Source organism: Phaeacidiphilus oryzae TH49 (assembly GCF_000744815.1).
Taxonomy (GTDB): domain Bacteria; phylum Actinomycetota; class Actinomycetes; order Streptomycetales; family Streptomycetaceae; genus Phaeacidiphilus; species Phaeacidiphilus oryzae.
The window spans coordinates 665,332-681,831 of the sequence record NZ_JQMQ01000005.1 but is presented as its reverse complement, the minus strand read 5'-3'; the positions used below and the strand labels follow the sequence as shown (position 1 = coordinate 681,831).

12 protein-coding genes and 1 pseudogene are annotated in these 16,500 nt (G+C 72.4%); 9 read left to right on the top strand and 4 right to left on the bottom strand.

Features of this window, described 5'->3' with window-relative positions:
• Positions 1-71: 71 nt before the first annotated feature.
• The 4 genes from BS73_RS07375 to crcB (BS73_RS07360) all read left to right on the top strand — a co-directional run bounded on the left by BS73_RS07375 (position 72) and on the right by crcB (BS73_RS07360) (position 2,994).
• Positions 72-1,562 (top strand): MFS transporter, encoded by a 1,491-nt coding sequence (locus tag BS73_RS07375; RefSeq protein WP_037570533.1) that lies wholly within the window; start codon positions 72-74, stop codon positions 1,560-1,562.
• 130 nt (positions 1,563-1,692) lie between these two features.
• Entirely contained in the window at positions 1,693-2,265 is a 573-nt protein-coding gene (crcB, locus tag BS73_RS07370) for a fluoride efflux transporter CrcB (RefSeq protein ID WP_063836934.1), read from the top strand.
• Positions 2,262-2,621: a DUF190 domain-containing protein gene (locus BS73_RS07365; RefSeq protein WP_037570531.1), complete on the top strand. Its 360-nt coding sequence runs from the start codon at positions 2,262-2,264 to the stop codon at positions 2,619-2,621. The genes crcB (BS73_RS07370) and BS73_RS07365 overlap by 4 nt, the downstream gene beginning before the upstream one ends.
• Before the next feature lie 4 nt (positions 2,622-2,625).
• The gene (crcB, locus tag BS73_RS07360) at positions 2,626-2,994 is read left to right on the top strand and encodes a fluoride efflux transporter CrcB (protein WP_037570530.1); all 369 of its coding nucleotides are present in this window, start codon (positions 2,626-2,628) and stop codon (positions 2,992-2,994) included.
• A gap of 9 nt (positions 2,995-3,003) precedes the next feature.
• Here the strand turns inward: crcB (BS73_RS07360) and BS73_RS07355 are convergent, their stop codons facing one another.
• Positions 3,004-4,464 carry an OFA family MFS transporter gene (locus BS73_RS07355; protein ID WP_037570528.1) on the bottom strand — a complete coding sequence of 487 codons (1,461 nt, stop codon included), beginning with the start codon at positions 4,462-4,464 and terminating at the stop codon, positions 3,004-3,006.
• A 276-nt stretch (positions 4,465-4,740) separates the two neighbouring features.
• On the opposite strand from BS73_RS07355, the gene BS73_RS07350 reads away from it, so the two are divergent.
• From BS73_RS07350 to BS73_RS07340, 3 genes are all read left to right on the top strand, one after another.
• Positions 4,741-6,318: an APC family permease gene (locus BS73_RS07350; protein WP_051939654.1), complete on the top strand. Its 1,578-nt coding sequence runs from the start codon at positions 4,741-4,743 to the stop codon at positions 6,316-6,318.
• A gap of 116 nt (positions 6,319-6,434) precedes the next feature.
• Positions 6,435-6,944, top strand: coding sequence for a hypothetical protein (locus BS73_RS07345; protein WP_152617544.1), 510 nt, complete (start codon positions 6,435-6,437; stop codon positions 6,942-6,944).
• Between the two features lie 21 nt (positions 6,945-6,965).
• Positions 6,966-7,541 (top strand): hypothetical protein, encoded by a 576-nt coding sequence (locus tag BS73_RS07340; RefSeq protein WP_037570525.1) that lies wholly within the window; start codon positions 6,966-6,968, stop codon positions 7,539-7,541.
• 64 nt (positions 7,542-7,605) lie between these two features.
• On the opposite strand, the pseudogene BS73_RS07335 reads toward BS73_RS07340, so the two are convergent.
• The 3 genes and pseudogenes from BS73_RS07335 to BS73_RS07325 form a co-directional block, all read right to left on the bottom strand.
• Positions 7,606-9,380: pseudogene (locus tag BS73_RS07335) on the bottom strand (acetyl/propionyl/methylcrotonyl-CoA carboxylase subunit alpha).
• A 54-nt stretch (positions 9,381-9,434) separates the two neighbouring features.
• Positions 9,435-11,045, bottom strand: coding sequence for an acyl-CoA carboxylase subunit beta (locus BS73_RS07330; RefSeq protein WP_037570524.1), 1,611 nt, complete (start codon positions 11,043-11,045; stop codon positions 9,435-9,437).
• A gap of 71 nt (positions 11,046-11,116) precedes the next feature.
• Entirely contained in the window at positions 11,117-12,739 is a 1,623-nt protein-coding gene (locus BS73_RS07325) for an acyl-CoA mutase large subunit family protein (RefSeq protein ID WP_051939652.1), read from the bottom strand.
• Positions 12,740-12,892: 153 nt separating this feature from the next.
• Here BS73_RS07325 and BS73_RS07320 point away from each other — a divergent pair, with 153 nt between their 5' ends.
• A complete protein-coding gene (locus BS73_RS07320; RefSeq protein WP_235215335.1) occupies positions 12,893-13,600 on the top strand; it encodes a TetR/AcrR family transcriptional regulator in 708 nt (235 codons plus the stop codon).
• A 105-nt stretch (positions 13,601-13,705) separates the two neighbouring features.
• Positions 13,706-16,480, top strand: coding sequence for a glycosyl hydrolase family 65 protein (locus tag BS73_RS07315; protein WP_037570521.1), 2,775 nt, complete (start codon positions 13,706-13,708; stop codon positions 16,478-16,480).
• Positions 16,481-16,500 lie beyond the last annotated feature (20 nt).

The following is a 16,500-nucleotide window of genomic DNA, read 5'->3' as shown; positions in this document are numbered from 1 at the left end:
CGCAACGCGGCTCGCGGTCCACGGAGGAAGGGCCGGCAACCTGCCCCTCCCCGCAGTCATATGATCCGAATGTGATCCTCCGCCGCACCCACACCGCCGTACGCCGCCGGACCGAGCCTCCCGCGTCCTCCTCGCCCCCCGGCGGCGTACTCCTGGCGATGTGCCTCGGCCTGATGCTCTCCATGCTCAACTCCACGCTGGTCAACGTGACCATGCCGCAGATCGGCGCCCAGCTGCACGCCTCCGACTCCGGGCTGCAGTGGGTGGCCGACATCTACACCCTGGGTTACGCGAGCCTGCTGCTGCCCGGCGGCGCGCTCGGCAACCGGATCGGCCGGCGCCCGGCCTTCCTCGGCGGGGTCGCCGTCTTCCTCCTCGGCTCGCTGCTCTGCGCGCTCGCGCCCGACCTCCCCGTCCTGCTGGTCGCGCGGTTCGTGCAGGCCGCCGGGGTGGCCTCGATGCTGCCGCAGACCCTGGCCATCCTGGTCCACGAGTACGCCGAGCCGGCGGCCCGGGCCCGGGCGGTCGGCGTCTGGGCCGGAGTGGCCAGCCTCGGCCTGGCGGCCGGGCCGGTCATCGGCGGGGTGATCATCGCGGTCGCCGACTGGCGCACCGGGTTCGCCCTCACCTGCGTGGTCGCCGTGGTCGCGCTGCTGCTCGGCCGGCGCGCCATCCCGGCGGCCAGCCACGGCCGGCCCGCGGACGCCGGCCGGGTCGACCTGCTGGGCGCGGTGCTCGGCGTCCTCTGGCCGGCCGCGCTGGTCTACGCCCTGATCGAGGCGGGCGACATCGGCTGGACCGCCCCCGGGATCCTGGTCTGCTACGCCGTGGCCGCCCTCGGGCTGGTCGCCTTCGGCCTCTCCCAGCGCCGCCGTCCGTCCGCCGCCGCCACCGGTGCGCCGGACAGCGGTGCGCCGAACACCGGTGCACCGAAGCCCGGCGCGCCGACCACGCCGGCGAGTCCGCTGATGCCCCTTCAGCTCTGGCGGTCCCGCGGCTTCATCGCCGCCAACGCCGCCGGGTTCTGCTACTTCTTCACCTTCTTCGGCGTCCTCTTCTTCTACAGCCTCGACCTCCAGCGCGACCTCCACCTCTCCGCCCTCGCCACCGGCGCCCTCTTCCTGCCGATGACCCTCTGCATGGCGGGCCTCGCCCCCGTCGCCGGCCGGCTCGCCGCCAGGCTCGGCACCCGGACCGTCCTCGGCACCGGGCTCCTGGTCACCGCCCTCGGCTGCCTCGCGCTGGCCGCCCTCCCCGGCCACCCGGCGCTGCCCGACCTGGAATGGCGGATGGCCCTGCTCGGCGCCGGCGCCGGCCTGATGAGCTCGCCGATGAGCAACGCCGCCGTCTCCAGCGTCCCCACCGAACACTCCGGTACGGCGTCCGCCGTCCACAACACCTGCCGGCAGATCGGCAGCACCCTCGGGATCGCGCTGCTCGGAGTGCTGGTGCACGGCCCCGACTTCTCCGCCGGGCTGCCGAGCGCCATGCTCCTCTGCGCCGGGCTCCTGCTCGCCTGCGCGGTCACCGCGTTCACCCTGCTGGCGCGGCGTGCCCACTGACCGGCGCCCCCGTGGCGTTCGGTACCCTGGGCGGCAGCGACGGCGGAGGGGCTCGCCGAAACCGCGCCCTACGGTGCCAACGGTCCCTGCCTGAGACGTAACGCCCCGGACAGGTAGGGAGGGACGAGCGATGGGCGAACCGCGCCCCGCTGCCCGCAGGCAGCTGGACATCCTGGCGGTGATCGCACTCGGCGGCGGACTGGGCTCGATCGCCCGCTACGGGATCGCCCGGGCGCTGCCGACCGAAGCCGGCGGCTTCCCCTGGGCCACCTTCGTCGCCAACGTCGGCGGCTGCCTGCTGATAGGGCTGCTGATGGTGTACGTCCTGGAGGTCTGGGCTCCCTCCCGCTACCGCCGCCCCTTCCTCGGCGTCGGCTTCCTCGGCGGCTTCACCACCTTCTCCACCTATGTGGTGGAGACCCGCGGGCTCCTCGCCACCGGCCACTTCTCGATGGCCGACGCCTACGCGCTGAGCAGCCTGGTGGCCGGGCTGGCCGCGATCTGGACCGGTATGGTGCTGGGCCGGCTGGCCGGTCGCCTCCCGGTCCGCCGCGGCCCGCGCCGGCGGGAACCAGCGCCCTCCGCGCCGACCGTGCCCCCCGGCGGAGACGCCGGCCGCGGTGGTACCACCGGCAGCAGTTGTACCACCGGCAGCAGCCCGACGACCGACCACCCCCGCGCATCGGAAGGAACCCGCCGATGAGCCCGCGCCGAGAGCCGCTCCCCACCGGCCACGCCCTGCGCCTGACGGTCTACCTCAGCGAGCACGACCGCTACCACCGGCACCCGATGTACCACGAGATCGTCCGCCGGGCGCACGACGCCGGGCTGGCCGGCGCGGCCGTGCTGCGCGGGATCGAGGGCTTCGGCGGCAGCTCGCAGATCCACACCACCCGGCTGCTCGACCTCGCCGAGGACCTGCCGCTCGCGGTGATCATCGTGGACGAGGAGCAGCGGATCAGGGACTTCCTCCCGCAGGTCCGGGAGATCATGACGCGCGGGCTGATCACCCTCGACGACGTCGAGGTCGTGGCCCACCTCACCGGTGAGGAGGGCTGAACCGATGCCGGTCCTGCTGGTCTTCGTCGGCGGCGCGATAGGGGCTCCGCTGCGGTACCTCCTCGACAGGTTCGTGCAGTCCCGCCACGAGTCGGTCTTCCCGTTCGGCACCCTGGCGGTCAACCTGGTCGGCGCGGTGATCCTCGGCGGGCTGACCGCCGGAGCGGCCGAACACGGCCTCCCCGGCGATCTCAGCCTCCTCCTCGGCACCGGCGTGTGCGGTGGCCTCACCACCTTCAGCACCTTCGGCTACGAGACCGTCAGCCTGCTGGAGCAGGGCTCCCTGGCCGAGGCGGGACTGAACGCCCTCGGCAGTCTGGTGGCCGGCCTGGCCGCGGCGGCCGCCGCCTTCGCGATCGTCGCCGCGCTCTAGGCGGCGCGGTCAGCCGACCAGTTCCGGCTCCCGTCCGCCGCCGGTCGCGGCCGCGGCCCTGGCGACCGCGGCCTGCCGCTGCTCGAGTGTCGGCGCCTTGCACTTGAAGTGGACGACGAACACCGCGATAGCGCCCAACCCCGCTCCGAAGAGGAAGCCCTGCACCCAGTGGAAATGGGCGCTGCCGTACAGCGTGCCGGTCATCACCAGGGCGGCCAGGCCGCCGGCGAAGCTGCCGCCCAGCGCTTTCCAGGCGTACACCGAACCGTAGTTGACGGCGTTGTTGTTCTCCCCGTAGTAGTCCGCGACCGCGGCCGCGGTCATCGGGAAGCAGGCGCCGGAGAGACCGCCCGAAACGACCGCGCAGATCGCGAAGAACACCGCGAGGTGATTCAGTCCGGCCACCAGTGCCAGCAGCTGGAACACCACATTGAGGGCGTAGGCGCCGGTCATCGTCCGGCGGCGGCCGATGTACTCCGACACCCAGCCGTAGACCGGCCGGAAGAGCCCGTCCGCGAGCGAGAAGCCGGCCACGCCGCCGACCACCGCGGCTGCCCCGAGGTGCATGGACTCGCCGAACTCGAAGTAGTACGCCACCCCGAAGAGCGAGCAGCCGATGAAGAGCGAGTACTGGATGCCGAGCCACTTGGCCTGCGGTGTGGACCACATCTCCCGCAGTGTGTAGTGGTCGAAGGCCGGCGGGTTGCTGCGCAGGTCGCGGGCGGTCCGCTTGTCCTTGGCCCAGTTCACCGGGTCCACGTCGGCGGGCCACCAGTTCTTCGGCGGGTCCTTCATCAGCAGCCCGGCCAGGGCGATGCCGACGGTCATGATGACGCCCTGCACCAGGATGAAGTCCCGCACCGAGGCGGGGGAGAGGGTGCCCGCCCCGGCTCCGGTGCTGAACCCGCCGATGGCGAGGATGAAGGGGACCGAGCCATAGGCCCAGCCGCCGTTGACGAACCCGGTGCGCCAGCCCTTCTTCTCCGGATACCACTTGCCGACGATGTTGATGGCACTGGAGTACACCATCCCGGAGCCGATGCCACCGCAGACGGCATAACCGAGGTAGGCCTGCCAGATGCCGGTGGAGTACGCGGTGATGGCGTAGGCCACGATCCCGCAGACGACACCGCCGGCGATCACCGCGTACTTGACCGGCAGTATCCCCTTGTTGCGCAGGAAGCCGGTGCCGATCTGCACGAAGGACTCGCAGATCACGAAGCAGGAGAACAGCCAGAAGACGGGGGCGGGCCCCCAGTGGTGGGCGGCGGCCAGCGAACCGCTGAGCGCGCCCCAGGTGTATTCGACGAGCCCGGACAGGCACATCACCAGCCAGGCCGCCATGATGACCAGTGCCCGCGGGTACCCCAGCAGCTGCTTGGGGGTCTCGCCGACCCGGAAGACCCGGCCGGTGGGGCCGACGACCTCTCTGTAACCGGACGAGATGTCCGGGGGAGACGTGGATGACATCGAAGTTCTCCTCTCACTGCCTCTGCCGGGCGACGACCGCAGTCGGCCGCAGTGGACCGCAGCAGAGCGGCAGACCGGTGGTTGCGGGGGACGGGGACCGGCGCTCCGGCTCTGTGGACCGAGCGCCCGATTGCATACCGTATGAGGTAGTCGAAATTCTGTGACCGGGGTCACGGCCTGTCCAGCGAGGATGCGCCTTTCTTACCCAACGCCCGACCGAAGGCCCCCGTACGCGGCCTCTGGCTCCCCGAGCGGGCAGCCCATACAGTCCCCGCCATGACCGAAGACTCCTCTGACGACGCAAGACTCCGAAGCCTCGGCTATCAGCCCCAACTCAACCGCGTACTAGGACTGTTCGCGAACTTCTCGGTGGCCTTCACCTACCTCTCCCCGATGGTCGGGATCTACTCCCTCTTCGTCCTCGGCGTCGGCACCGGCGGGCCGGCCTACGTCTGGCTCACCTGGCTGCCGGTGGGCGGCATGCTGCTGGTCGCCCTCGTCTTCGGCGAGCTGGCCAGCCACTTCCCGGTCGCCGGGGCGCTCTACCAGTACGGCAAGTTCTCCGTAGGACCGCGCTACGGCTGGTTCGTCGGCTGGTTCTACGGCATCGCCCTGCTGGTGACGGTGGCCTCGGTGGACACCGGGGTGGTCGGCTACGTGGTCGCCCTGGGCCACAACTGGTTCGGCATCGACGCCGACCCGACCTCGCACGTGGTCATCCTGGTGGTCACCGTCGTCCTGCTGGCCGTCCAGACGCTGCTGAACGTGACGGGTGCTCAGGTGATGGGCCGGGTCGCCCAGTTCGGCGCGTACGTGGAGCTGCTGGGCACGGTGGGGATCGCGATCGTCCTCGCCGTCCACGGCTTCCACCACGGGCCCGGCTTCCTCTTCTCCACCCAGAACGTGCAGCATGCCGCGGGTAACCCGCTCGGCCTGGACTTCCACGGCAACTGGATCACCGGGGCCGCGCTGATCTCCGTCCTCGCGCCGGTGTACATCTTCTACGGCTTCGAGTCCGCCGGGGACATCTCCGAGGAGACCTCGGACGCCGGCCGGCAGGTGCCGCGTTCGATGCGGATGGCCCTGCTGGGCGGCGGGGTCGCCTCCTTCGTCCTGGTGGCGGCGCTGCTGATGGCCATGCCGGGCGGGGCGAACCCGGTGGGCGCGACGGTCAAGGGCGGGGGAGTGCCGTTCATCCTCGGCCAACTCCCCAGCTGGCTCCAGGACGTGCTGCTGCTGCTGATCGTCTTCGCCTTCTTCTCCTGCGGCACCTCGGTGCAGGGCGCCGGCAGCCGCCTGATGTTCTCCTACGCGCGGGACGGCGCGCTGCCCGGCTCGGCCTGGGTGGCACGGGTCCACCGCCGTTTCCGCACCCCCGTCAACGCCCTCCTCGCCGGCTCGGTGGTGACCGCGCTCTTCGTACTCCTCGAATTCGCCTCGCCCACCCATGACATCAAGCTCGGCTTCCTCACCTATCCCGCCCACACCAACGCCCTGGTCTCCCTGGTCTCCTTCGGCGTGAGCGGCATCTACCTCTCCTTCCTCCTCGCCGTCGTCGGCGCGATGGTCGCGCGGGCGCGCGGCTGGATCCCGGAGGGCAGGTTCCGCCTCGGCCGATGGGGCTGGCCGGTGACCGTCGTCGCCGCCGCGTATCTGGTCGCGATGCTGGTCAACGTCGTCGCCCCCACCGGCCTCACCAGCCCCCGCGGCTACTTCAACCTGGACTGGATCACCCTCCTGGTGATGGCCGCGGTCGCGCTCGTCGGCCTGGTCTGCTTCCTGCTGCGCCGGCCCGGGCGCGGCCCCGACGTCGCGGAGCCCGCCCGCGAGGCGGCGGCCACGCCGCAACGCTGAACCCGGTGGAGGGCGCAGGCCGGCGCCCTCCCCGCCTTCTCTGCGGCAACTGTGATGATTCTGTGCCCCTTTCGGGCCTCCTGGCCCCCGCGCGGATCGATACGCTGCCAGCGATCATGAGCGAAGGGATCGGGGGAGTCGTGCAGCGCATCGTTCTGCCGGCACTCGCAGCGGCGGCCGCGCTGCTGGCGGCCGGCTGCTCCGCAGGATCGGCCTCCGCCGCGCACAGCCGGCCCGCCGTCCAGGGGCCTCGCCCGGCGGGCCTCGTGGTGGCGGAGTCGGTCGGTCCGGTGCCGCTCGCGGCCCCGTGCGCGAAGGCCGGTCAGGCGCGGCACCAGGTGATGAGCGTGCTGTCGGACGTCAACGAGCGGGGCACCGTTCACGAGGCCGGGCCGCGGGTCAGGGGCTTCCTCCAGCAGCGGGGCTGGGCCTTCTCGCCGTGGGCGAAGTCCCGAATCTCGCCCGGGACCGAAACGACGACCGGGCACCGCGCCGGCTACACGGTGACGCTCCTCTACAAGTCCGTCCACGGAGACGTCGCCCTTATGGCCGCCCCGCCCTGGCTTACCGGAACACCGGTGTCCCAACTGTCCGTGGGCTCCGAGAAGACCCTGCCGAAAGGCTGAACGAAACGTGAGGAAAAGGACTTGAGGCGCAACGCCCTGGCGCTGCTCGGCGCGAGCGCACTGCTGTTGACGGCCGGTTGTGCGGGGGAGGGCGGCTCGAGCGCATCGGCGGCTGGTTCGAGCACCCCGTCCGCTTCCGGCGAAGCCGTCCTCTCCGCGACGACGGCGGCCGGTGCCGATGCGCAGGTGCACCAGCTGCTCACGGAGGTTCTCGGGGCGGTGCGGCCCAAGGTCGGGGACTTCCATCAGGGGGAGATGCTGTCGGCCGCGTCGACCGGACTGCCGAAGGGGCGGTGCGGCACCCCGGGACGGGTACAGCACGAAGTGAGCATCGCGATGATGAGTGCGGGGCCGCCGGGGTCGACACCGGACATCGGCCTCCGCGCCAGGAATTGGCTGGAGGCGCGGGGTTGGCGGTTCGGGGGTTGGCAGTCGGAAGGCAGCGTGAAGCTCGCGCGCGGACACCGCGCCGGCTACACGGTCACGGTGCTGGACACCGCCAGAGACGGCAGCGTTCAGCTGATGGGCGTCCCGCCCTGCCTGCCCGGGACCCCGATCGCCACGCCGTCGTTCTCTCCCGACCCGTCGGCGCAGTAGCCGGTGCGGTGACGGCGAGGGCCGCCTCCCGTGGGGAGGCGGCCCGGCGGCTGACGGGGAGCTGTCAGTCCTTGATCTCGCAGATCGGCGCGCCGGAGGTGAGGGAGGCGCCGATGGTGGCCTTGAGGTCGACGATGGTGCCGGACTTGTGGGCGTTGATGGGCTGTTCCATCTTCATCGCCTCCAGGACGATGATCAACTCGCCCTGGCTCACGCTCTGCCCGTCCTCGACGGCGACCTTGACGACGGTGCCCTGCATCGGGGAGGCCAGGGTGTCACCCGAGACCGCCGAGGCGGCCTTGCGCGAACCCCCCGCGCGCCGGCGGGACTTGGCCGCCGGGGCCGCCGCCCCGGCGCCGGCGCGCCGAAGCCGGCCGGCAGGGTGACCTCCACGCGCTTGCCGCCGACCTCCACCACCACCGTCTCGCGTCCGCTCGGCTCCTCCGCCTCCGCGCCCGCAGGAGGCTGGAAGGGCGGGATGGTGTTGTCGAACTCGGTCTCCATCCAGCGGGTGTGGACGGTGAAGGGCTGGGTGGAGCCGGTCAGTTCGGGGGCGAAGGCGGGGTCGACGACCACGGCGCGGTGGAAGGGCAGGGCGGTGGCCATCCCCTCGACCTGGAACTCGGCCAGGGCGCGGGCGGCGCGCTGGAGGGCCTGTCGGCGGGTGGCGCCGGTGACGATGAGCTTGGCCAGCAGGGAGTCCCAGGCCGGTCCGATCACGGAGCCGGCCTCCACTCCGGCGTCCAGGCGCACGCCGGGGCCGCTGGGCGGGTTCCAGGCGGTGACGGTGCCGGGGGCGGGCAGGAAGCCGCGGCCGGGGTCCTCGCCGTTGATGCGGAACTCGAAGGAGTGGCCGCGCAGCTGGGGGTCGTCGTAGCCCAGGGGTTCGCCGTCGGCGATGCGGAACATCTCCCGCACCAGGTCGATGCCGGCGACCTCCTCGGTGACCGGGTGTTCGACCTGGAGGCGGGTGTTGACCTCCAGGAAGGAGACGGTGCCGTCCTGGCCGATGAGGAACTCGCAGGTGCCGGCGCCGACGTAGCCGGCCTCCTTGAGGATGGCCTTGGAGGCGCGGTAGAGCTCGGTGGTCTGGGCCTGGGTCAGGAAGGGGGCGGGGGCCTCCTCGACGAGTTTTTGGTGGCGGCGCTGCAGGGAGCAGTCGCGGGTGGAGACGACCACGACGTTGCCGTGGGTGTCGGCCAGGCACTGGGTCTCCACGTGCCGGGGCTTGTCCAGGTAGCGCTCCACGAAGCACTCGCCGCGGCCGAAGGCGGCGATGGCCTCGCGCACCGCGGAGTCGAACAGTTCGGGGATCTCCTCCAGGGTGCGGGCCACCTTCAGGCCGCGCCCGCCGCCGCCGAACGCGGCCTTGATGGCGATGGGCAGGCCGTGTTCGCGGGCGAAGGCGACCACCTCCTGCGCGTCCGCGACCGGGTCGGGGGTGCCGGCGACCAGGGGCGCGCCGGCGCGCTGGGCGATGTGCCGGGCGGCGACCTTGTCGCCCAGGTCGCGGATGGCCGAGGGCGGGGGGCCGATCCAGGTCAGGCCCGCGTCCAGGACCCGCTGGGCGAACTCGGCGTTCTCCGACAGGAAGCCGTAGCCGGGGTGGACGGCGTCCGCGCCCGACTCGGCGGCCGCGGCCAGGACCTTGTCCATGTCCAGGTAGCTGGTGGCGGGGGTGTCGCCGCCCAGCGCGTAGGCCTCGTCGGCGGCCCGGACGTGTACCGCGTCCCGGTCCGGCTCGGCATACACCGCCACGGAGGCGATCCCGGCATCCCGGCACGCCCTCGCGACCCGGACCGCGATCTCCCCGCGGTTGGCGATCAGCACCTTGTTCAACGTCTGCTCCTGCGTAATGGCTTGAGGGGGTGACGGGTCGTCAGCGGGGAGGGGTCACAGCGGAATGTTGCCGTGCTTCTTCGGCGGCAGCGACTCCCGCTTGTTGCGGAGTGCGCGCAGCGCCTTGACCACGTGCTGCCGGGTCCGCGAGGGCTCGATCACGGCGTCGATGTAGCCGCGCTCGGCGGCCTCGTACGGGTTGAGGAGGGCGTCCTCGTACTCCGTGATCAGCCGGGCGCGCTCGGCCTCGACGTCGCCGCCCGACTCGGCGGCCTCCGCCAGCGTCCGCCGGTGGAGGATGTTGACCGCGCCCTGCGCGCCCATCACCGCGATCTGCGCGGTCGGCCAGGCCAGGTTGATGTCCGCGCCGAGGTGCTTGGAGCCCATGACGTCGTACGCCCCGCCGAAGGCCTTGCGGGTGATCAGGGTGACCAGCGGGACGGTGGCCTCGGCGTAGGCGAAGATCAGCTTGGCGCCGCGCCGGATGATCCCCTCCCACTCCTGCTCCGTGCCCGGCAGGAAGCCCGGCACGTCTACCAGCGTCAGCACCGGCACGTTGAAGGCGTCGCAGCTGCGCACGAAGCGCGCGGCCTTCTCGCTGGCGTGGATGTCCAGGCAGCCGGCGAACTGCATCGGCTGGTTGGCGACGATGCCGACCGGCCGGCCCTCGACCCGGCCGAAGCCGGTGACGATGTTCGGCGCGTACAGCTCCTGGGTCTCCAGGAACTCGCCCTCGTCCAGGATGTGCTCGATCACGGTGTGGATGTCGTACGGCTGGTTGGCCGAGTCCGGGACGAGGGCGTCCAGCTCCTCGTCCTGCTCGCTGACCGCGAGGTCGGCCTCGGCGCCGGGCTCGACAGGCGGCTCCTCGAGGTTGTTGGAGGGCAGGTAGGAGAGGAGCGCCTTGACGTACTCGATGGCGTCCTTCTCGTCGCCCGACATGTGGTGGGCCACGCCGGAGCGGGAGTTGTGCGCCCGGGCGCCGCCCAGCTCCTCGAAGCCGACGTCCTCGCCGGTGACGGTCTTGATGACGTCGGGCCCCGTGATGAACATGTGGCTGGTCTGGTCGACCATCACGGTGAAGTCGGTGATGGCGGGGGAGTAGACCGCGCCGCCCGCGCACGGGCCCATGATCAGCGAGATCTGCGGGATGACGCCGCTGGCCAGGGTGTTGCGGCGGAAGATCTCGCCGTACAGGCCGAGCGCCGAGACGCCCTCCTGGATCCGGGCGCCGCCGGAGTCGTTGATGCCGATCATCGGGCAGCCGGTCTTCAGCGCGAAGTCCATCACCTTGACGATCTTCTGGCCGTAGACCTCGCCGAGCGCCCCGCCGAAGACGGTGAAGTCCTGCGAGAAGACGGCGACCGGGCGGCCCTCCACCGTGCCGTGCCCGGTGACCACGCCGTCGCCGTACGGGCGGGTGGCGTCCAGGCCGAAGTTGGTGGAGCGGTGCCGGGCGAACTCGTCGAACTCCACGAACGAGTCCTCGTCGAGCAGCAGCTCGATCCGCTCGCGGGCGGTCATCTTGCCCTTGGCGTGCTGCTTCTCCACGGCGCGCGCGGAACCGGCGTGCTTGGCCTCGTCGATCCGCCGCCGCAGGTCGGCGATCTTGCCGGCGGTGGTGTGGACGTCTGCGGTCGTAGAGGTCGGGGTCTCCCCGCTCATGGCTTGTGTGTCCGTCCTTGCTGGGGGGTCATCGGGCAAGTGGCTGGTGGCGTCGGGTGGTTGAGGGTCGGTCAGAACGGGTCGACCGGGACGTGGGTGCCCCAGACGTCGCGCAGCGCGTGGGCGACCTCGCCGCCGGTGGCGCGCAGCCGCAGGGCCTCCCGCATCGGCGGCAGGACGTTGGACTCGGCGCCCGTGCCCTCGGCGGCCCGGCGCAGCTCGTCCAGCGCCCGCCGCACGGCCTCCCCGTCCCGCTCGGCGCGCAGCCGCTCCAGGCGCCGGCACTGGTCGATCTCGATCTGCGGGTCGACGCGGAGCGGGGTGTAGGGCTCCTCCTCGTCGAGGGTGAACCTGTTCATCCCGACCACGGTGCGGCTGCCGTCGTCGATCTCCATCGCGGTCCTGTACGCGGAGCGCTCGATCTCGGACTTCTGGAAGCCCTGCTCGATGGCGTGCACCGCGCCGCCGCGATCCTCCACCGCCTGGATCAGCTCGGTGGCCGCCTGCTCGATCTCGTCCGTCATCGCCTCGACCACGTACGAGCCGGCGAACGGGTCGACGGTCTTGGTGACGTCCGTCTCGTAGGCGATCACCTGCTGGGTGCGCAGGGCGAGCCGGGCGGCCTTCTGCGTGGGCAGGGCGATGGCCTCGTCGAAGGAGTTGGTGTGGAGGGACTGGGTGCCGCCGAGCACCGCGCCGAGGCCCTGGAGGGCGACCCGTACCAGGTTGACCTCGGGCTGCTGGGCGGTCAGCTGCACGCCCGCGGTCTGCGTGTGGAACCGCAGCATCTGCGACTTCGGGTTCTTCGCCCCGAACTCCTCCCGCATGATCCGGGCCCAGATCCGGCGCGCGGCACGGAACTTGGCCACCTCCTCCAGGAGGGTGGTGCGGGCCACGAAGAAGAAGGACAGCCGCGGCGCGAAGTCGTCCACGTCGAGACCGGCGGCGATCGCCGCGCGGACGTACTCCTTGGCGTTGGCCAGGGTGAAGGCGATCTCCTGGACGGGCGTCGCCCCGGCCTCGGCCATGTGGTAGCCGGAGATCGAGATGGTGTTCCAGCGCGGCAGGTCGCGGTGGCAGTACGCGAAGATGTCGCTGATCAGGCGGAGCGACTGCTGCGGCGGGTAGATGTAGGTGCCGCGGGCGATGTACTCCTTCAGCACGTCGTTCTGGATCGTGCCGGTGAGCTGCTTGCCGGAGACCCCCTGCTCCTCGGCGACCAGCTGGTACATCAGCAGCAGGGTGGCCGCCGGGGCGTTGATCGTCATCGACGTGGACACCTTGTCCAGCGGCAGGTCGTCGAAGAGCACCCGCATGTCGTCGATGGAGTCGATGGCCACGCCGACCTTGCCGACCTCGCCGTGGGCGATCGCCTCGTCCGAGTCGTAGCCCATCTGGGTGGGCAGGTCGAAGGCGACGGAGAGGCCGCCGGTGCCGGCGGCGACCAGTTCGTGGTACCGCTCGTTGGACTCCTTCGCGGTGCCGAAGCCCGCGTACTGGCGCATCGTCCAGGGGCGGCCGGTGTACATGCTGGGGTACACGCCGCGGGTGTACGGATAGCTGCCGGGCGCCCCCAGCTTCTCCGCCGGATCGAACCCGCTCAGATCGGCCGCGTCGTAGACCGCCTTGATCGGCAGGCCCGACTCGGATGCGGCGGAGCGCGGGTCTGAGGAACTGGGGCCTGCGGAGCCCATCGGCTACTCCTTGACTGGAACTGGATTCCACAAGGACGGTACTCAGTTCCATACTGAGAGGCAAGGGTCGCCGGCGCGACCCGGCACGTGATCAGCGCTACATGGCGCCTCCCCGGCGCCCGGACCGAGACCACGAAACGGACGGTGTGCAGGATGGCCAGCTCGCAGGGGTCCCCCGCCATGTCGGTACGGGAACGACTCGCCGACGCCGCCCTCACGCTGTTCGACGAGCAGGGCTACGAGCGGACGACGGTCGACGAGATCGCCGAGCGGGCGGGGGTCGGACGGACCACCTTCTTCCGGCACTACCGCTCCAAGGAGGACGTGATCTTCCCCGAGCATGCCCGACTGCTCGAGGCGATCCGGGACCGACTCGCCACGTCGAGCCATGCGACCGCGCTGATCGCGGTCTCCGAGGCGGTGCGGCTGGTGCTGCTGCACTACCTGGAGGAGGGGGAGCTGGCCCGCCGGCGGTACAAGCTGACCAGCAGGGTCGCGGTGCTGCGGGACCGGGAGATCGCCAGCCAGGCGCAGTACCAGCGGCTGTTCCGGGAGTTCATCTCGCAGTGGATGCGCGGCGAGGCGGGGACGGGCGAGTCCGAGTCGATGATCTCGCTGCGGGCCGAGCTGATGGCGGGCGCGGTGGTCTCCGCCCACAACCATGTGCTGCGGCGCTGGCTGCGTGGCGAGTGCGAGGACCCGACGGCGGAGGTGGACGAGGCGATGAGCGAGGTCGTCGCGCTGTTCTCGCCGCGAGAGGGGGCTGCCGGGGGCGGTGCGACGGTCGTCGCCTTCCGCTCGGGCGAGGACCTCGACACCCTCATCCCCGAACTGCGCAAGCTGCTGTCGGACGGCCGCTGAACCCGAGCTCCGACACACCCGTCCGGGTGAGGGAACGCCGGTTCCCCGCCCCTCGGGCCTAGCGTGGGCGGTCGGTCTGTCGGCGTGGGAACGCGGTGGTGGCGCATGCTCAGGTTCGGTTCCGGAGGGCGCGCGGTCCTCGCCGCCGCCCTGCTGCTCGCGGGGACGGCGGCCGTACCCCCGACCGCCGCGCAGGCCGCGCACGCCGCGTACCCACTCGCCGCGCCCGCCGCGCCCGCGCCCCGCGGCGGCGCCCCGGAGGCGCTCGTCGCCACCGCCTACCGCCCCGCCGACCACACCGAGATGCCCTTCGTCGGCAACGGCTACCTGGGCCTCCGGCTCCCCGCCTCCGGCGCCGGATACGAAGGCGGCGGCGTCCTCGGCCGGTCCGGCTGGCCGCTGAAGAACGACCGCTACACCACCGCGCTGGTGGCCGGCGTCTACGAGCGGGCCAAGCTCCGGATCGCGAACGGCACCAGCGGCGCCACCGGCCCCAACGACTACATCTCCGCGCTGCCCACCTGGTCCGGGATGAGCCTGGGGGTGGGCCGGGCCGTCCTCGACCCGGGGGTGTCGCCCTCCAGGATCAGCCACTACCGCCAGCGGCTGGACATCCGGCGCGCCACCGTCACCACCTCGTACCTCTGGACCCCGGCCCCCGGCCGCGCCACCCGGGTGACCTACCAGGTGCTCGCCAACCGCGAGCGGATGCACCTCGGGCAGGTGCGGGTGGAGATCACCCCGGCCTGGAGCGGCGACCTCTCCCTCACCGGCCTGCTGGACGGCCGCGGCGCCGAGCGGATCACCCCCGTCTCGCGCTCGGCCGACCCGGCCGCCGGCACCGCCGGCGTCCGCCTCCGCACCCCCGGCCGGGGCACCGTGGCCGCGGAGTCCGAACGGCTGGTGCCGGGCCCCGGCACCACCGTCCGCCGCGCTACGGCGGTCGAACCGCGTGGCGCGCTCGGCACCGCGGGCGTGCGGTGGACCATCCCGGTCACCGCCGGCCGCCACTACACCGTGGACAAGTACGTCGGGATCTCCTCCTCCAACGACCCCGGCGCCCCTTTCCCGGCCTCTCGAACGGACGCGAGCGGGGGAGACCCCGCCGCCGTCGCCGCGGACACCGCCGCCCGCGCCGCCGCCACCGGCTGGCGGCGCCTCCTCCGCGAGCACACCCGCGCCTGGGCCGCCCTCTGGGCCCCGCACCTCACCGTCGGCGACCGTTCCGCGCAGACCGCCGCCGACACGTCCTTCTACCTCCTCTACTCCAGCCTCCGGGCCGGTGTGGACTTCAGCATTCCGCCGACCGGCCTCTCCAGCGACGGCTACGCGGGCGCGATCTTCTGGGACGCGGACACCTGGATGTTCCCGGCCCTCCTCGCCCTCCACCCCGAACTCGCCCGCCCCATCGTGCAGTTCCGCTACGACACCCGGCGCGCCGCCGAGGCGGACGCGGCCGGCGCCGGCTACCGAGGCGGCGCCTGGCCGTGGGACGACGGGCCGTCCGGCCGCTGCGGCGGCCTCGCCCCCTGCCGCGGCTACGAGGACCATCTGCAGAGCGACATCGCCCTCGCCCAGTGGCAGTACTACCAGGCCACCGGCGACCTGGCCTGGCTGCGCCGGTACGGCTACCCGGTGCTGGCGGACGTCGCCCGGTTCTGGGCCAGCCGGGTCCGCCTCGGCGGGGACGGCGAGTACCACATCGACCATGTGACCGGCCCCGACGAGTACACCGCCGGGGTCGACGACGAGGCGGCGACCAACGGCGGGGCGGTGGTCGCGCTGCGCGACGCGGTCCAGGCCGCCCAGCGGATCGGCGCGGTCCCCGACCCGGCCTGGTCCCGGATCGCCGACCGGATCCGGGTCGCCGCCGACCCGGCCGGCAGCCACCCGGAGTACGCCGGCTACCGGAACCAGAAGCTCAAGCAGGCCGACACGGTCCTGCTGACCTACCCCTTCCAGTACGTCGCCGACCCCCGCTCGGCCGCCGCCGACCTCCACCGCTACCTGCCCCTGACGGACACCGGCGGCCCGGCCATGACCGCCTCCGTGGAGGCCGTCATCGCCGCCCAGGTGCGCCCGCCCGGCTGCCTGGACCACAGCCTCTTCGAGAACTCCTACCGGCCCTTCCTCCGCGGCTCCTTCCGGCAGTTCAACGAGACCCAGTACCTCACCCCCTCCGGTGGCCAGGACGACCCGGCCTTCGCCTTCGCCACCGGGGCCGGCGGCTTCCTGCAGACCTTCGTCTACGGGTTCGCCGGACTCCGCTGGGACGCGGACGCGCTGCGCCTCGACCCCACGCTGCCGCCGCAGCTGTCCCGGGGGATCACCGTCCACGGCCTGAGCTACCAGGGCCGGCGGATCACCGTGGCGATCGGTCCGCGCACCACCCGGGTGCGGCTGGACTCCGGAGCGCCGGTCGAGGTCAGGACCCCGGCCGGCTCCCGGCTCCTGGTCGGCACCCTCGAACTCCCCACCGCACGACCGGACCTGACGCCGACCGCCGACCTCGCCCGGTGCCGCCCGGCGACCGCGAGCTCCGCGGGCGCGGTCGCTCCCGCCGAGGCTGCGGTCGACGGCGACACCGCCACCCCGTGGACCGCCACCGGCGCCCGCTCGCGTTTCACGGTGGAGCTGAGCGCGCCCGGTCGAAGCCCGGTGGGCACCCGCGACGCCCGGGTGCGGTGGGGCGCCGGCCGCCCGGCCCGCTACACCGTCCAGGCCGAGACCGCTCCCGGCCGCTGGACCACCCTCGCCTCCGGTGCCGTGCCCGGGCGGAGCGACCTCAGCGTCTCCTGGCGGCCGACCCGGACGCCGGCCCTCCGCCTGCTGCTGAGCGGCGGCCGTCCGGCCTCGATCGAGGAACTGACCGTCGACTGAGACCGCCCGCCGCCGCAGCC

What these genes read in the sequence shown, in the direction of transcription:
- BS73_RS07350 (WP_051939654.1), top strand. Translation starts at nt 4,741, where the DNA reads ATGACCGAAGACTCCTCTGACGACGCAAGACTCCGAAGCCTCGGCTAT.
- BS73_RS07330 (WP_037570524.1), bottom strand. Translation starts at nt 11,045, where the DNA reads ATGAGCGGGGAGACCCCGACCTCTACGACCGCAGACGTCCACACCACC.
- BS73_RS07365 (WP_037570531.1), top strand. Translation starts at nt 2,262, where the DNA reads ATGAGCCCGCGCCGAGAGCCGCTCCCCACCGGCCACGCCCTGCGCCTG.
- BS73_RS07345 (WP_152617544.1), top strand. Translation starts at nt 6,435, where the DNA reads ATGAGCGAAGGGATCGGGGGAGTCGTGCAGCGCATCGTTCTGCCGGCA.
- BS73_RS07320 (WP_235215335.1), top strand. Translation starts at nt 12,893, where the DNA reads ATGGCCAGCTCGCAGGGGTCCCCCGCCATGTCGGTACGGGAACGACTC.
- BS73_RS07355 (WP_037570528.1), bottom strand. Translation starts at nt 4,464, where the DNA reads ATGTCATCCACGTCTCCCCCGGACATCTCGTCCGGTTACAGAGAGGTC.
- crcB (WP_063836934.1), top strand. Translation starts at nt 1,693, where the DNA reads ATGGGCGAACCGCGCCCCGCTGCCCGCAGGCAGCTGGACATCCTGGCG.
- BS73_RS07325 (WP_051939652.1), bottom strand. Translation starts at nt 12,739, where the DNA reads ATGGGCTCCGCAGGCCCCAGTTCCTCAGACCCGCGCTCCGCCGCATCC.
- crcB (WP_037570530.1), top strand. Translation starts at nt 2,626, where the DNA reads ATGCCGGTCCTGCTGGTCTTCGTCGGCGGCGCGATAGGGGCTCCGCTG.
- BS73_RS07315 (WP_037570521.1), top strand. Translation starts at nt 13,706, where the DNA reads ATGCTCAGGTTCGGTTCCGGAGGGCGCGCGGTCCTCGCCGCCGCCCTG.